The following is a 15,340-nucleotide window of genomic DNA, read 5'->3' as shown; positions in this document are numbered from 1 at the left end:
AGGAATTTAACATGAGAAAGATATGGTATTTGGTACTGTTATCAACCTCTTTTTTTGCCACTGCTACCGATTGTGAATTATTAAATCAACAAGCTACAGAAAATAGTGTGATGATTTCTCCTCTCGAAACCTACCAACTAAAAAACAACAATGGTGAAAAGGATTACTTATATTCAGCCCCTAATGAAGCTTGTCGAACCGATACGTTGTTGCGATCTGATGAAATTTCTACGCTAATTGTATATTCTGATTATGGTAATTTTTATTATGCTATATACTTTTTAAAAGACCATCCTGAAGATATATCGGGTTGGGTGAAAAAAGATAGCATACAATCAGCCGGTTATCGCCTAAGTCCACAATAGATATTATTATTTGATTTATAATTAATTAATTTTTGATATCTCTGATACTAAATATTTAAATCTATATTTCCCTTTCTATTTGTAACCAAAGTAAATATAATCACGCTCCTAAAAAAGATAATGATTATCATTATCTTTTTTAGGGTTAATGGTCAATCTTTTATTAATATTCAAATAATTTAAAAAGTTACATGAAAGGAATTAAGTATGGATTATAAGAAGGCAGGTATATTATTATTTTTTCTAAGTACTTCTCTACAAGCTGAACAATTGGCTAGAGATAATATGGATACTAAAAAAGTAAATGGACAAGAGCATTTACAACAAAGCAACAAAAATAAAACTAATACAAATACAAATGAAGATATTGATGATGTCATTACCGTTACAGCTAGATCAAATTCCCAAAATGAATTAAAAAAAATAAATAGTGTTATTGCTGGCCGTTCTACAGTATCTTCAGGTCTAATAGAACAAAAACAGGCCGATAATGTTGCTGAATTATTGAACACTTTACCTGGTGTTAGTGCTTCAGGATCAATTAGGCCTGGAGGTCAAACATTAAACATTTGGGGATTTGAAAAAGTTGAAGATGTAAAAATAATTGTTGATGGTGCACAAAAAGGATTTCAAAAATATCGACAAGGATCAGTTTTTGTGGAACCAGAGTTACTTAAAAATATTGAAGTAAACAAAGGTCCTCATGATGTCAAATTTGGTAATGGTGGATTTGGTGGTGCAATTAGAATGGAAACTAAAGATGCTACTGACTTATTAGATCCAAATCAACTTGTTGGGGCATTAGTTAAATATGGTTTCCATTCTAATAATCATCAAAATATGGTTACAGGTGCTGTTTATGGAAAAACTGAGGATGATATGTTTGATGCTCTTTTTTACTACAATAATCGCGATAGTGGTAATTTTAAACGAGCTGATGGTTCTCGCTTTGTATTTTCTGAAGATGATATGGATACTTATATGGGGAAATTCAACTTTAGGCCCAATGAAGAACATACTTTTACCGTATCAGGCATTCGCTCTAAACGTGATTCATGGCAACCGTGGGCATCAAAATATGTTGAAAAAATGAATCCTCCTACTCCAGCTCAAATTAAAAAATATGGTTATAAAGGTGCTTGGTTAAGAAAATTGGTTAATCGTGATCAAACTGACGATTCGGCTCAATTTAAATGGAATTATCAACCTACTTATAATCCATTAATTAATTTAACTTTACAGGCAACATATTCAAAAACTAAACAACACGATACCCGTCCAGCTAAATATGATGCGATTGCATCACTAGGTACCATGGGGAATGAAAGTTGGGTCAGTTATACTGATAAAACTGTAGAATTAGAAAATATTAGTATTTTTACTACGGGTCCAATTGATCATGCACTTAAAATTGGTACACAAGCTCATTTACACGATCGCGATACTCTAATGTATTTAAATTCTTATAAGAAGAAAGCGAGCCATAATTACGGTTACTTCCAACCAGCCTATATGCCCTCAGGTAAGCAACAGAATTATAGTTTTTATATCCAAGATGAACAATCCATAAGTGATTTTGTATTAACACCAAGTCTTAGATATGATTATGTACGCAATCATGGTAAAAAGAATTATGCTCCTGCTTATAGTGATCCAGATCCTCGCTTTGGACATAACTATTCACCAGTTACTTATACTGGTTGGACTCCTAGATTTGGTACTTATTGGCAAGCAACGCAAAATGTTGGCTTTTTTGGCGATGTTAGTTATGCATGGCAAGCTCCAACCATTGATGAAAGTTATGAAGTCCAATTTACTCCTAAATACGGCGGTTCAGGTAAAATTTCAGCAACAAGTCGAAATTTGAAAAAAGAACGTAATATGTCAATTAGAGCTGGTAATATTTTAGATTTTAAAAATCTTTTATTTGATGCGGATAAACTACAAGTTAGAAGTACATTTTTTAGGCAACAAGTAAAAAATGAGATATTTATAACTCGTGGATATGATAATTCTATTTGTGGTCCGGGTAAATATTGTCCTTTAGGACTATCAAATTATCATAATGTTCCAGGAAAAATGGTGATAAAAGGATTTGAATTAGAAAGTTATTATGATAGTAAATATTGGTTTGCTAGTGGGACTTATTCAATTCAAAAAGGTACTAGAGACCATGTTCCGCAATCACTATGGATGAATAAAAAAACCGAAGTCGCAACAATTGCACCTACAACAGCTACACTAACTACAGGTTTTAAAATTCCAGAATGGAATATAAGAGCTGGCTGGAATGGACAATTTGTTAGAAAACAAGACCGAACAGGCCGCAAATATCTCAAGTCTTATGCATTAGGAGAATCATCAGGTTATTCATTACACAACTTATTTGCTAGTTGGCAACCAACTTTTTTACCTAAAGCCGAAGTTAAATTAGCTGTTGATAATTTATTTAACAAAGATTACAGGCTTTATCTAGGTGAAAACACTTATGGTTTAGGTCGTAACTTTAAAGCTAGTGTATCGTATAGATTCTAGTTTTTGATTTCTATTTAAATAAATTCTATCAGTTAAACTGGTAGAATTTATTTTTATCTATATTATGTTTGATAACATCATATCTTTTAATTAATGATATAAAAGTTATATAAGGCAAAATGAAAACAATTGTTGAATTAAAAAAAGAAAATAACTTAAGCACTTTTAAATTTATTATATGGTCACTAATTACTATTGGTATTTACCAGTTAGTGTGGGTTTATAGAGTTAATAAATCAATAAAAAAATTGCTGGGCGTTGAGGTAAAAAGTAATGCTTATATTGAAACAATAATTATTTTGTACTTCGCACCGTTTTTTATTGCTTTAATCGGTGTTATAACAGCGATTTTTTATTTAAAAAACCTAAATAACATTATTGATTATATTGGTCTGTTTATGTGGATTGAATGGGCAAATTTTGCCAGATATGTATTAACTTATTATTGTTTGGGTGAGTACAACATCAAATTAAAAACAAAATCCTTTTACGTTATTATTTTTAATGTTTTTTATATTAATTACCTTATTAACTATTTAGGCGATGAAAAACGCTTTAGTGCTAACTAATTGGATTAGTACGCTTATCGGTCGTTTTTATGAATCACTCAAGAGACAATTTGTTAGCCATTAATTGTGGTTAAGCTAAATCACTTAAAATCGGCTACCTCCTAGACTAAATAGAAGATAAAATGACTATTAGTCATTATTTCCCCAAACAGACACACAAAATATTGAAATAATTAGAAAAAATTAGCGAATTAATTTATAATGTTAACTGATTGTTTTTCATTTAGGAACATTGCATGTCATTTGACTCTCTTGGCTTAGACGCTAAGATTTTACAAGCTATTCAAGAACAAAACTATACGGCACCAACCCCCATTCAACAACAAGCCATTCCTGTTATTTTATCCGGTAAAGATTTAATAGCCAGTGCCCAAACTGGCACCGGCAAAACCGCTGGCTTTGGTTTGCCAATTTTACAAAAATTGCTAGATCAACAAAACAACACCGCCAGTAAACCTGAGACTAAAAAAGGGAAACGACCATTATATACACTCATTTTAGCCCCTACTCGGGAACTGGCAGCACAAATAGGTGACAATATTCGTGATTATAGTCGTTATTTGCCAATTCGTTCATTGGTGGTGTTTGGCGGCGTTAGTATTAATCCACAAATGATGAAGTTACGGGGCGGAGTGGACATCTTGATTGCCACACCGGGGCGATTATTGGATTTAGTGCAACAAAATGCCGTTGATTTAGCTACTGTTAAAATATTAGTGTTGGATGAAGCTGATCGTATGTTGGATATGGGGTTTATTCATGATATTCGCCGAGTGATTGCCAAGTTACCTAAAAAACGCCAAAACCTGATGTTTTCGGCCACTTTTTCGGATGACATTAAAGTTCTAGCCAAATCTATTTTACAAAATCCTGAGTCAATTGCGGTGGCTAAAACTAACAGTGCCTCAGAGCAAATCACCCAATATGTTCATCGAGTAGATAAATGGCGAAAACGCGAACTGCTGTCTTATTTAATTGGCAAAAATCAATGGCAACAAGTGTTGATTTTTACCCGCACTAAGTATGGCGCTAACCATTTAGCTGAGCAATTAACTAAAGATGGCATTAAAGCCGCAGCTATTCATGGCAATAAAAGTCAAGGTGCGCGCACCAAAGCCTTAGCCGATTTTAAAAACGGTCAAATTAGGGCTTTAGTTGCGACCGATATTGCGGCACGAGGGTTGGATATTGAATTATTACCTTATGTGGTTAACTATGAACTACCACAAGTGGCCGAGGATTATGTGCACCGCATTGGCCGCACCGGTCGGGCGCAAAACCAAGGGCAGGCCATTTCGTTAGTTTGTATTGATGAGTTGCCACAACTAAAAGCCATTGAAAAGTTAATTAAAATGCCGCTCCCGGAATTAACCACTCAAGGCTTTGCCGTTGATCCAACTATCAAAGCTGAACCGGCAAAAAAAACGCCACCGCGCCGGGCAGCAAATAAATCGCGGTCAGCCAATAATCGCGCTATACCAGCAAATAAAAGTAATGGCAAAGCAAATAATGGTAAACTAGCTAATAGGCAAGCTACTTCTAAACATAAATCAAGTTATACTCAATAAAGAAAAGGAACGCAAATTATGGTAAATCGCAGTCGACGTTTACGTAAAAAATTACATATTGATGAATTCAAAGAATTAGGTTTCACCATTAATTGGTCATTTGCCGAAGGTACTGATGAAGCCACTTTGGACAAAGTTGTAGATCTGTTTATCCGTGAAGTCATTGAACCTAATGGTTTAGCTTATGAAGGTTGCGGTTATTTAAATTGGCAAGGGATTATTTGTACACAAAAATTAGGTAATTGTACCGAAGAACATCGTACTTTGGTGACTAGTTGGCTAGAAAGCCATGGGTTAACCAATGTCGAAGCTAGTCCACTTATCGATATTTGGTGGGATGAATTGGATTTTTAATCGTGCCCAAAATCAGCGCATAAAATCTAGCCACTAATGTGGCTATTTTTATGGCAATAACCCTTTATATAAAATACAATACTATGACAAAAGCAGTGTAGCCGTAGTTCATTGTGTGCTTATTGATGGTGTAAATGGAGATATTTTATATCAAAAAGAGCGTTGTAATGGTCCTAGACTAAAGGTACTGACTATATATGAAGAATATCTTAAGTTTATATAAATAATTGATACCGTTTTTATTAACTCTTTTCTTTATACATTCCTAATGGATTTTGCAGTGGGAGATAATGCAACAATATGATGTTTAAAAGAAAACTAGTATATATAATTCTTCAGTGTCTTTTTATACAAATATCTATTAGTGTCTTAATTATTAGTAGTAATGCTTATGCAGAAACGGTTAAAAGCGACAATAAGGATCATTTTGATGTGGTAGGATTCAATAAAAATAAAGATACTAGTAGTAACGAATGGAGTTATACTTTAGATGATGGAACTTACATTAGAAAATTTAAAAGTACAGATGGCTATATAGAACAAATAAGTAAAGCTACCTCCCCTTATAATGTTGTTAGAGCATACAACGAGAAAGGAGATCTTGTTGAAAAACTAACCCAATTTTATAGTATGAAAATAAAGTTAGAACAATATAAGAATAGCAAAATAATAAAGCTAGATGATTATAGTTCTTTTAAAGTATCTATTGATGATTTAAGAATACTAATAGAACAAAAATTTAATATAGATATTATGAATCCTAAACAAATAGCGAGATTAAACAGGTATATTCTTCCAAGAGTTAATAGCCCTGTATATGAATTACAATATTATGCTAAAAGCAGTGTAGACATAGTTCATTGTGTGCTTATTGATGGTGTAAATGGGGATATTTTATATCAAACAGAGCGTTCTAATGGGTCTAGACAAAAGGAATTAACTATCTATGATGAATATCTTCAGTCTATAAAAAAATGATAGCTACTTTTGATAAAAGTAAAAATTTCAGATGATTATATTGAGCAAACTATTATTTATAACAACCATTAATAACCTATGTTTTATCTTATTTTAGTGACCATTGTATGGTCGTTTTCATTTAGTTTTATCGGCGTTTATTTAAGTGGGCAGGTGGACACTTGGTTTGCGGTGGTCATGCGAGTACTATTGGCTTTTATAACCTTTGTTCCATTTCTACGCTTTAAACATATCCCACTAAAAGCTATGTTACTGTTGATGGGCGTTGGTGCTTGTCAATTAGGCATTATGTACTTTTTTTATTATAACTCTTTTCAATATATCTCTGTTCCTGAGGTGCTGTTATTTACTATTACCACGCCAATTTATGTAACAATTATTTATGATTTATTACAATGCCACCCGTTAAGGCTTAGTTATCTTTTTACAGCTGTTATTGCCGTGATCGGTGCTGCCATTATTCGTTATGATCATATAAGTACCGATTTTATGATTGGCTTTTTATTGATTCAAGCAGCTAATATGGTATTTGCCTTGGGGCAAGTAGGTTATAAACGTGTTATGGAGCTATACCCATTACCACAACATCAGGCTTTTGCTTGGGTTTATGTTGGAGCAGTAATTGTCGCCGCTATCGGCTGGCTGTTATTTGGTAACTCACAAAAATTACCAACCACCAATGTCCAATGGTTAGTTATTGTGTGGTTAGGTATTGTTGCTTCCGGCTTGTGCTATTTTTTATGGAATTATGGTGCCACGAAAGTTGATTCTGGAACGTTAGCTATTATGAATAATGTAGTTATTCCCACCGGGATTTTAGTAAATGTGGTGTTTTGGCACCAATCTATCGATTGGTTACGGTTTTTGCTAGGCAGTGCGGTTATTGTTGCTGCTTTAATGCTACATTACCGATTTAAACGCCACCGTTTAAATCAGTAAAAATTAGGATAAAGTAAACGGTAACTGCATCATAATCGATAAAATCAATGGGGTAGTGATTGAGGACAATGCGGTTGAAATAAGTAAACTCGAAGCAATCGGTCCCTGTAAAACCTCAAACTGCCTTGCCATCATGTAACAATTGATGGCAATGGATACCGAACTTAATACTACCATCACTTGTAATTCTAATAACGGCAAACCTAATAGCTTACCTAAAATATAAGTCACCATTGGCAATATGAACAATTTTAATAGACAAATTGCCGAGGTGATCACTAAGTCGTCGCGGATTTTATATTCAGCAAGCCCCATACCTAGCACGATTAATGACAGTGGTGCAGTCATATCACTGACCATCTTGGTTGATTGATTAATAAATGTTGGTAATGGCAAGCCAATATAATTAACTAACATGCCGACAAAAATGCCAATAATAATTGGATTTTTAGACACATTTTTAAATGCCTTGATGATACTGTGATATGAAAGTTTACCTATTTGTACAAATTCGATGGACACTGTAGCAAGTGTCCATAAAATCAAAGCATTAAAGATCACAATAATAGCCACAATCGGTATGGCATTATCGCCTAATAACATTTTAATAATCGGAATTCCTACAAACACCGTATTCGTGTAAATGCCGCCCATGGCAAATAGAGTACTTTCAGAACCATTCAATTTAAATATTTTGGAGGCAATTAAGCAACCAATAGCAAAGACAATAAAACTACCGCCAAAAAAAACTAATAATAACCTTGTATCTATATGCGAATGTTCAGAAAAATGGCTCATAATCTGAAATAGCATAATTGGAAAGGCAATATAAAAGGTAAATTTAGTTAAACTATCAGTGATGGTTTTTTGCCATCGCCCAATTTTAACCGCAAGATAACCGAGTAATATCAATACAAACAACGGTAAAGTAGCTAAAAATTGTAACCATAAAGTAGAAAGGAATTCCATCTTAATATGTATTATTCTATTAATGATTGCGAATGAAGAACCATTCTAATTCAGTTGAACGGTGTTGATCAAATAGATAGCCTTCCAAATTAAAACTTTTAATATCATGACTATTATTAATGTTATTTTTTATGATGAAGCGACTCATCAGTCCTCGAGCTTTTTTAGCAAAAAAACTAATGACTTTGTATTCATCTTTACTTTTATCTAAGAAAATGGGTTGAATAATCTTAGCTTTTAATTGTTTGGGTTTGATTGCCTTAAAATATTCATTGGAGGCTAAATTAATCAAAGTTGGATTGCTTGATTGGCTTAGTTCATCGTTGAGGTATTCAGTTAATTGATCACCCCAAAATTGATATAAATTTGTATAATTACCATTTTTCAAGCGAATGCCCATCTCTAAGCGGTAGGGTTGGATTAAGTCGAGAGGCCTTAAAACTCCATACAAACCTGACAGAATCCGTAAATGTGCCTGCGCAAATTGCAAATCACTGGTACTAAAGTCTTCAACATGCAGTCCGGTATATACATCACCTTTAAAGGTTAATATTGCTTGTCTAGCATTGTTGAGATTGAAATTAGCATGCCATTTTTTAAATCGTTCATAATTAATTTCCGCTAATTTGGGGCTAATGGACATTAATTTGGTTAACTCATTGACGCTCAATTTTTGGCAATTTTTAATTAGCTGTTTAGTGGTATTGATAAATCGTGGCAGGGTATGTTGTTGGGTGATTAATGGGCTTTGATAATCAAGCGTTTTTGCCGGAGAAATAACAGTTAACATAAAGTTGTTGACCTATTGTAATTTGCCTAATTTAGGTTTATTTTACACGTTATCTTGCAAATGAGGAGTAATAATATGAATTCTACCAAAAAAGATATACATGATATTCGATCTTGGGCTAATGTTCGTGAAACTTCTATCGAAATTGCAGAAGCTATTTTTGAAGTCGCCAACCATGATGAAGCGTTAGCTGAACAAATTTGGCAAGAAGGGAGTGATGAAGTCTTACAACTCGCTTTTTCTAAAACCAAAGCCAACAAATTATTTTGGGGTGAACAAACTGTTGAGCGTAAAAACGTCTAGCTTAACATGAATCTTACTTTTCTTGGTACCAGCGCCGGTTGTCCAACTGCGGAACGTAATGTTAGTGCAATTATTTTAGATCTTCTTCAAGAACGTGGTCGCTTATGGCTTTTTGATTGTGGTGAAGCTACACAAATGCAAATGCAAAAAGCTAAATTTAGTCTGGCTAAACTTGAAATGATCTTTTTAACTCACTTACATGGTGATCATCTGTTTGGGCTACCTGGCGTGTTAACAACTCGATCATTAATGCAAAATCAATCACCGCTAACTTTAATTGCCCCCAAAGGTATTAAACAGTTTATCGAAACTGTGACTAATATTAGTTATTCGTGGTTGACTTACCCGCTTAATATTATTGAACTTGAACAGGATGGTACGGTATTTGAAGATGAGCAATTTTATATTGAAGCCAAACAGTTACAGCACCGCGTACCTTGCTTTGGTTATCGAATTATTGAAAAAGATCGTCTGGCTAGCCTTAATATGGATAAATTAAAACAAGATAATATTAATATTGGCCCACTGTATGCTCTGCTTAAACAAGGTAAAACCGTGACACTTAATGATGGACGTAGGATTAATGGCAATGACTATTTAGGTAACGTTAAAGCAGGGCGCAAGTTAGCTATTTTAGGCGATACCATTCCCTGCCAAGCCTCGATTGATTTGGCAAAAAATGTGGATGTTATGGTGCACGAAGCTACCCAAGAACATGTCCTTGAAGCTAAAGCCAGCGATCGCGGTCATTCCACTACCGTGCAAGCCGCTACCATCGCTAAACAAGCGCATGCTAAACGGCTCATTATTACCCACATCAGCCCTAGGTATAGCTTAAAAGATAGCACTAAATTAGTGAATGAAGCGAAAACTGTATTTGCTAATACTGAAATTGCTTATGACTTAGCTAAATTCGAACTTTAACTGCTATGCGCCGACGAAGTCGGCGCATGAGTTTCTCGATTATAGACAAAAATCTTTAATCAAGCGTTCGATGGTCACTTTAGTTGGTTTTAAAAAGTCCATCGAGATAAATTCATCTGGTTGATGTGCTTGCTCAATAGAACCCGGCCCTAATACAATGGTTGGCGCTATTTGATTTAAATAAGGGGCTTCAGTACTGTAATTTACCGTTTGGGCAGTGTGACCAACCAACTTTTCAATATGCTGCAATGCAGGGTGATCTTTTTTACATTCATACCCCGGGATTGGTGCTACTTCATATTCCACAGCAATACGGTTAGGATATTTATCCATGACTGGTTGTAAAGCTTCACACAAGGCATTATAAAGTGAATCTACGTCATTATCCGGCAATACGCGAATATCAATTACCAATTCACAGCACCCACAAATACGATTGGCTGCATCTCCACCATGGATCACACCCAAATTCAAAGTCGGGTAGGGAACAGTAAAGCCATCATTATGGTATTGTTCTTTAAATTTCTGTTTTAATTTTAATAAACGCTCAATAACTAAATGCATAATTTCAATCGCATTAACGCCTTTATCGGGATCGCTAGAATGACCTGACTTACCAATGACTTTAATCGAATTGGATAAAAAGCCTTTATGGGCTCGGATAGGAATTAATGATGTTGGTTCACCAATAATGGTACAATCGGGTTGCAGTTGGGTTTGTTTAGCAAAAAATGAAGCACCCGCCATTGAAGTTTCTTCATCTGCGGTGGCCAGTACATAAATAGGTTTAGTAAGTTTTTTGAGATCAATATCCCGCAATGCATCTAAAATAAAAGCAAAAAAGCCTTTCATATCTGCGGTACCAAGTCCATATAATTTGTTATTTTCTTCGGTTAACTTAAAGGGATCTTTAGTCCACTGCCCATCGTCAAATGGAACGGTATCACTATGGCCACTTAGTAATAATCCACCTTTGGTTTTATTTTGACTATTGGAATAGGTGGCGAGTAGATTAAATTTATGACGAGTATTAGGCACCGGTTGAATGTCCACCGTAAAACCTAAATCAGTAAACCAAGTCGCTAATTTATCAATAAGCGGTTGGTTGGAATAATCTAATTTTTCATTGGTGACATTGCTGATAGTTGGAGTAGAAATAAGTTCATTATATAGAGTCAAAAACGAAGGGAGAGTCATAAAAAGCACCTTTATAAAATAGCCAAACACAAGTTCAATAATCAGATTATAAGCATAGCACTTACTATGTTATTTGCCTAATAGGATATTTTGTTACAATGTCACTTATGTTGATTTACATATACTTTTTATAATTCTATGGTGACATTTAATATGTTGATTATTTATAATTGATATCATATTAAATAAAGAGAATATAAATTTATGATAAAAAATTCTATTAAGGTATTATCTGTTTTTTTATTGCTAGCTATTCCTGCAATATCTTTTGCTCAAATTAAAACTTTTGTTGAACAGCATTATGGTGATGGTGAAATTGAAGGTTTAGCTTATATCAATAATAAAGCTAAACAATTTATTAGTGAGTATAACCAGCAACATCAAACCAATTTGCAGTCACTTGAACTTAATGCCAAAGTTTTTGTGCCTAAATGTGCAGTGCCGTTAAAGGCCAAATGGAAAAAGATTAAATTACTGGATGATAAAATTTACCATGAATATGTTATTGCTGTTTATTGTGAAAAAACACGTGATTCTAATCAAGACAAATGGGATGTATGGGTTCCGGTAAGTGATGAACACAATAAGCTGACAACTTCGCACAAATAGTGAATTTAAACAAATAAGTTAAACAAAGAGTTATCGATGTTATTATTAGCTTTAGTGGCTAATTTATTTAACCAAGGGCAACTCGTCCCAACGAGTGGTGTAACGTTGGCTGAGTAGTTGGCGTTTTATTTGCCAAGGTGCTTGTGGCTGTGTTCCTCCTAGTTGGATAGTGTTTTTGCCCATCTTGCGATTAATGTTATCTATTGTTTGCATTAATCGGTCATTTTGTTGTTGCCATGTAACTATTGATTCATTGGTGAATAAATCGTACTGCGAATTACTGTTTTTGGCTTTTAGATCCAATAACATTACTCCGGCTTTCATAAATAGATATCCTTTTTTATAAATTGATTGCAAGCCTTTTTGGGCAGCGTGAACGATTAACCGCGAGTCATCAGTAGCAACCGCAAGAGGGACGACTATCGATGGGTAGTATTGGTTTAAATCTTTACGAAAATGATTGGTCTTTAAAAAAACTGCCACTGCATTGGCGACGGATTGTTGATGGCGGAGTTTTTCTGCACCTCGGCAGGCGTGAATACGGATCGCTTCTTGCAAGTCAAATAATTCACCGGTTAAACGCCCAAAACTGCGCGAAGTCATGATGTTTTTTTTGGGTGTTGCTAAATCGTCTAATTCAATGCAGGCAATGCCACGTAATTCTAAGACAGTTCGCTCCAGAACTACGGAAAATTGTTGCCTAATTTGTTTTAGATCGGCTTGGTGTAAATCCCAGGCACTGTGTATACCTAAAGTTTGCAATTTTTCGGCAATGCGACGACCAACACCCCAAACTTCATCAATGGCATGGGCTTTTAAAGTGTCAATAAATGATGTTGCATTGGTTGCCAAGCAGTAAACACCTTGATGAATAACTTGTTTTTTGGCGATATGATTAGCTAATTTTGCCAAAGTTCGCGTGACGGCAACGCCAATACTAACGGGGATCCCGGTGTCGCGTTTAACTATTGTCCTTAATTTTTGACAATGATCGGGAATGTCGCTAAATCCGTCTAATTGTATAAAGGCTTCATCAATCGAGTAGGGCTCAATGTTGGCCGTATAGTTGCGCACGGTGTCAAATACCCGTTGGCTCATGTCACCATAGAGTTCATAATTGGAACTGAGTAAGGTAATTTGTTTGCGAATTTTGGGTTGAATTTGATATGCAGGCATCCCCATTGGTACTAATGGTTTTAACTCGTTAGAACGGGCTATGACGCAACCATCATTGTTGGATAAAATACCAATGGGTTTACCTTCTAATGTGGGATTAAATACCCGTTCGCAAGAAGCATAAAAGTTATTACAATCAATTAAGCCTATCATTAAAATCCTCACTTGCGTAAAGAATGAATGGTATGGATGACGACTCCCCAAATATGGACTTGTTTACCAACTAATGAAATTGGCGCATAGAGGGCATTACCGGCAAGCAAATGATGTTGTCCCTCAATTATTCCCAAGCATTTGCAGGTTAGTTCACCATCAACCGCGGCAATCACAATATCGTCTATTTTGGGGGTTAATGAGCGATCGACTACTAATAAGTCACCGCTGTAAATGCCATAATCAATCATTGAATCACCCATAGTTTTAATGTAATAGGTCGCACTGGGATGTTTAATTAAATGCTCGGTTAAATCCAATTTAGCTTCTAAATAGTCATCCGCAGGTGAGGGGAATCCTGCTCTAACAGGTGTATCAACCAAAGGTAAGTAATTTTTAATAGTAACATCAACAAATCCAAGTACTATACAATTGTTATTCAAGCAAATTCTCCTTAAATTGACCAAAAAATTACCGTTTCAATAGTAATCTTCGTGGTAAAATCTATTAAACTGTATAAATATACAGTATAAAGATTTAAGTTCAATAAAAATACTGTAAAAAAATAGTTATGAGGTGGAAAAATGTTAACTGCTGTTTGGTGTTATTAAAGTTGCCATAATTATTAATATTGGGATTTGTTTGTGGGTGTAAGTTGCGTGATTTAATGTTATTAGTGCTAAATTTTAGCTTTTCTTGCGTTTGTTTTATGAGTTGATTTTATTTATAAAAAACATTTGCTATTATTTAAACAGTAGTAATTAAATAACTTAGCAAAAAATAAATTCGCGCGAATTTATATTATAAATTAATCAATTTGAGACAAGGCGTAAGGGATGAAACAATTAAGCAAAAAGTGGGTTATCGTTGCGGTTATTGTAGTTGGTATTGGTTTTGTAGTGTGGCAATTAATGACAAAAGATGGCTATGGGCCAGATTTTACCAGTGGTAATGGCCGCATTGAGGCTACCGAAATAAATATTGCGGCTAAACTAGCCGGAAAGATTGAAAAAATTAATGTGGATGAAGGTGATTTTGTTGAAGCTAATCAACCATTGGTGATTATGCAAACCGACACCTTACAAGCACAATTAAAAGAAGCACAAGCACAATATAACCAGGCAATTAGTAATGAAGTAAATGCCAAAGCTCAAGTTGCGTTAAAGATGAGTGATAAGGTTGCTGCCCAAGCAGGGGTTGCACAAAAAGCCAGTGATTTGGATATTGCTCTGAAACACCTTAATCGAACCACTTCTCTTTATCAAAAAGGAGCCTTGTCTGTTCAACAATACGATGATGATACCGCAAAAGTAAATAGTGCTAAAGCAGCGTTAGATTCAGCTAAATCTCAAGTTGTTACTGCTGATGCAGCGATTGAAGCTGCACAAGCCAGTGTTGACAGTGCGACTGCAGCAATTAATGTGGCCAAAGCTAATATTAGTCAAATCCAAGCTGATATCAATGATAGTACTCTTTCCGCACCAGTTGCTGGCCGGATTCAATACCGCATTGCCCAAACCGGTGAAGTGTTACCTTCAGGTGGTAAAGTCTTAAATTTGGTTAATCTATCCGATGTGTATTTGACCTTCTTTTTGCCGGAAACGATTGCCGGTCGAGTTGCTATAGACGATGAAGTTAGATTAATTCTTGATGCCTTACCCAATAAAGCCATTTCGGCAAAAGTTTCGTTTGTATCGAGTGTAGCCCAATTTACCCCTAAAACTGTGGAAACTAAAGATGAACGTCAAAAACTGATGTTTAGAGTAAAAGCACAGTTAAGCCCGGAATTGTTAAAATGTTATATTAAACAAGTTAAAACAGGTCTACCCGGCGTTGCTTGGGTTAGGCTAGATCCTAAAACACCTTGGCCAGCCGATTTATCTGATGTTGCAAAGTGTCCAAGTAAATAGT

General features: G+C 34.9%; 16 protein-coding genes. 11 read left to right on the top strand and 5 right to left on the bottom strand.

Translation table 11 applies throughout. The features are described 5' to 3' along the window. The first annotated feature begins 11 nt into the window (after positions 1–11). From A9G12_RS09910 to A9G12_RS09880, 7 genes are all read left to right on the top strand, one after another. Positions 12–365 carry a hypothetical protein gene (locus A9G12_RS09910; RefSeq protein ID WP_065565694.1) on the top strand — a complete coding sequence of 118 codons (354 nt, stop codon included), beginning with the start codon at positions 12–14 and terminating at the stop codon, positions 363–365. A 207-nt stretch (positions 366–572) separates the two neighbouring features. After that, positions 573–2,900 (top strand): TonB-dependent hemoglobin/transferrin/lactoferrin family receptor, encoded by a 2,328-nt coding sequence (locus tag A9G12_RS09905; protein ID WP_065565693.1) that lies wholly within the window; start codon positions 573–575, stop codon positions 2,898–2,900. 119 nt (positions 2,901–3,019) lie between these two features. Then, the gene (locus A9G12_RS09900; RefSeq protein WP_065565692.1) at positions 3,020–3,469 is read left to right on the top strand and encodes a DUF4234 domain-containing protein; all 450 of its coding nucleotides are present in this window, start codon (positions 3,020–3,022) and stop codon (positions 3,467–3,469) included. 236 nt (positions 3,470–3,705) lie between these two features. Next, positions 3,706–5,037 carry a DEAD/DEAH box helicase gene (locus tag A9G12_RS09895; RefSeq protein ID WP_065565691.1) on the top strand — a complete coding sequence of 444 codons (1,332 nt, stop codon included), beginning with the start codon at positions 3,706–3,708 and terminating at the stop codon, positions 5,035–5,037. Positions 5,038–5,052: 15 nt separating this feature from the next. Further along, on the top strand, positions 5,053–5,391 hold the full coding sequence (locus A9G12_RS09890) for a YggL family protein (protein WP_141674149.1): 339 nt from the start codon (positions 5,053–5,055) through the stop codon (positions 5,389–5,391). Between the two features lie 303 nt (positions 5,392–5,694). Then, a complete protein-coding gene (locus A9G12_RS09885) occupies positions 5,695–6,369 on the top strand; it encodes a hypothetical protein (RefSeq protein ID WP_065565689.1) in 675 nt (224 codons plus the stop codon). A gap of 78 nt (positions 6,370–6,447) precedes the next feature. Continuing rightward, positions 6,448–7,308, top strand: a complete 861-nt coding sequence (locus tag A9G12_RS09880; RefSeq protein WP_065565688.1) for a carboxylate/amino acid/amine transporter — start codon at positions 6,448–6,450, stop codon at positions 7,306–7,308. A gap of 3 nt (positions 7,309–7,311) precedes the next feature. Here the strand turns inward: A9G12_RS09880 and A9G12_RS09875 are convergent, their stop codons facing one another. Continuing rightward, positions 7,312–8,277: an AEC family transporter gene (locus tag A9G12_RS09875; RefSeq protein ID WP_065565687.1), complete on the bottom strand. Its 966-nt coding sequence runs from the start codon at positions 8,275–8,277 to the stop codon at positions 7,312–7,314. 19 nt (positions 8,278–8,296) lie between these two features. After that, entirely contained in the window at positions 8,297–9,067 is a 771-nt protein-coding gene (yaaA, locus tag A9G12_RS09870) for a peroxide stress protein YaaA (protein WP_065565686.1), read from the bottom strand. Between the two features lie 75 nt (positions 9,068–9,142). Between yaaA and A9G12_RS09865 the strand changes: the two genes are divergently transcribed. Together A9G12_RS09865 and rnz are read left to right on the top strand one after the other, a co-directional pair. Further along, complete coding sequence (locus A9G12_RS09865) at positions 9,143–9,370, top strand: YccJ family protein (protein WP_065565685.1); 228 nt, start codon at positions 9,143–9,145, stop codon at positions 9,368–9,370. Between the two features lie 6 nt (positions 9,371–9,376). Continuing rightward, positions 9,377–10,294 carry a ribonuclease Z gene (rnz, locus tag A9G12_RS09860; RefSeq protein ID WP_065565684.1) on the top strand — a complete coding sequence of 306 codons (918 nt, stop codon included), beginning with the start codon at positions 9,377–9,379 and terminating at the stop codon, positions 10,292–10,294. A gap of 39 nt (positions 10,295–10,333) precedes the next feature. Here the strand turns inward: rnz and argE are convergent, their stop codons facing one another. Then, the gene (argE, locus tag A9G12_RS09855) at positions 10,334–11,491 is read right to left on the bottom strand and encodes an acetylornithine deacetylase (RefSeq protein WP_065565683.1); all 1,158 of its coding nucleotides are present in this window, start codon (positions 11,489–11,491) and stop codon (positions 10,334–10,336) included. A gap of 204 nt (positions 11,492–11,695) precedes the next feature. On the opposite strand from argE, the gene A9G12_RS09850 reads away from it, so the two are divergent. Then, positions 11,696–12,100, top strand: coding sequence for a hypothetical protein (locus tag A9G12_RS09850; RefSeq protein ID WP_065565682.1), 405 nt, complete (start codon positions 11,696–11,698; stop codon positions 12,098–12,100). 63 nt (positions 12,101–12,163) lie between these two features. On the opposite strand, the gene A9G12_RS09845 is transcribed toward A9G12_RS09850, so the two are convergent. Both A9G12_RS09845 and A9G12_RS09840 read right to left on the bottom strand, forming a co-directional pair. Then, positions 12,164–13,429: a Y-family DNA polymerase gene (locus tag A9G12_RS09845; RefSeq protein WP_065565681.1), complete on the bottom strand. Its 1,266-nt coding sequence runs from the start codon at positions 13,427–13,429 to the stop codon at positions 12,164–12,166. An 8-nt stretch (positions 13,430–13,437) separates the two neighbouring features. Then, positions 13,438–13,872 carry a LexA family protein gene (locus tag A9G12_RS09840; protein WP_065565680.1) on the bottom strand — a complete coding sequence of 145 codons (435 nt, stop codon included), beginning with the start codon at positions 13,870–13,872 and terminating at the stop codon, positions 13,438–13,440. A 393-nt stretch (positions 13,873–14,265) separates the two neighbouring features. Here A9G12_RS09840 and A9G12_RS09835 point away from each other — a divergent pair, with 393 nt between their 5' ends. Beyond that, positions 14,266–15,339: an HlyD family secretion protein gene (locus A9G12_RS09835; protein ID WP_065565679.1), complete on the top strand. Its 1,074-nt coding sequence runs from the start codon at positions 14,266–14,268 to the stop codon at positions 15,337–15,339. Position 15,340: the final 1 nt, after the last annotated feature.

The sequence above is a fragment of the Gilliamella sp. wkB112 genome, from assembly GCF_001690685.1.
Classification (GTDB): domain Bacteria; phylum Pseudomonadota; class Gammaproteobacteria; order Enterobacterales; family Orbaceae; genus Gilliamella; species Gilliamella apicola_J.
This window is presented reverse-complemented; position numbering and strand designations above follow the sequence as displayed.

Coding starts and splice junctions, on each gene's coding strand:
- argE (WP_065565683.1), bottom strand. CDS start 11,491: ATGACTCTCCCTTCGTTTTTGACTCTATATAATGAACTTATTTCTACT.
- A9G12_RS09865 (WP_065565685.1), top strand. CDS start 9,143: ATGAATTCTACCAAAAAAGATATACATGATATTCGATCTTGGGCTAAT.
- A9G12_RS09835 (WP_065565679.1), top strand. CDS start 14,266: ATGAAACAATTAAGCAAAAAGTGGGTTATCGTTGCGGTTATTGTAGTT.
- A9G12_RS09900 (WP_065565692.1), top strand. CDS start 3,020: ATGAAAACAATTGTTGAATTAAAAAAAGAAAATAACTTAAGCACTTTT.
- A9G12_RS09875 (WP_065565687.1), bottom strand. CDS start 8,277: ATGGAATTCCTTTCTACTTTATGGTTACAATTTTTAGCTACTTTACCG.
- A9G12_RS09885 (WP_065565689.1), top strand. CDS start 5,695: ATGTTTAAAAGAAAACTAGTATATATAATTCTTCAGTGTCTTTTTATA.
- A9G12_RS09845 (WP_065565681.1), bottom strand. CDS start 13,429: ATGATAGGCTTAATTGATTGTAATAACTTTTATGCTTCTTGCGAACGG.
- rnz (WP_065565684.1), top strand. CDS start 9,377: ATGAATCTTACTTTTCTTGGTACCAGCGCCGGTTGTCCAACTGCGGAA.
- A9G12_RS09850 (WP_065565682.1), top strand. CDS start 11,696: ATGATAAAAAATTCTATTAAGGTATTATCTGTTTTTTTATTGCTAGCT.
- A9G12_RS09905 (WP_065565693.1), top strand. CDS start 573: ATGGATTATAAGAAGGCAGGTATATTATTATTTTTTCTAAGTACTTCT.
- A9G12_RS09895 (WP_065565691.1), top strand. CDS start 3,706: ATGTCATTTGACTCTCTTGGCTTAGACGCTAAGATTTTACAAGCTATT.
- yaaA (WP_065565686.1), bottom strand. CDS start 9,067: ATGTTAACTGTTATTTCTCCGGCAAAAACGCTTGATTATCAAAGCCCA.
- A9G12_RS09880 (WP_065565688.1), top strand. CDS start 6,448: ATGTTTTATCTTATTTTAGTGACCATTGTATGGTCGTTTTCATTTAGT.
- A9G12_RS09910 (WP_065565694.1), top strand. CDS start 12: ATGAGAAAGATATGGTATTTGGTACTGTTATCAACCTCTTTTTTTGCC.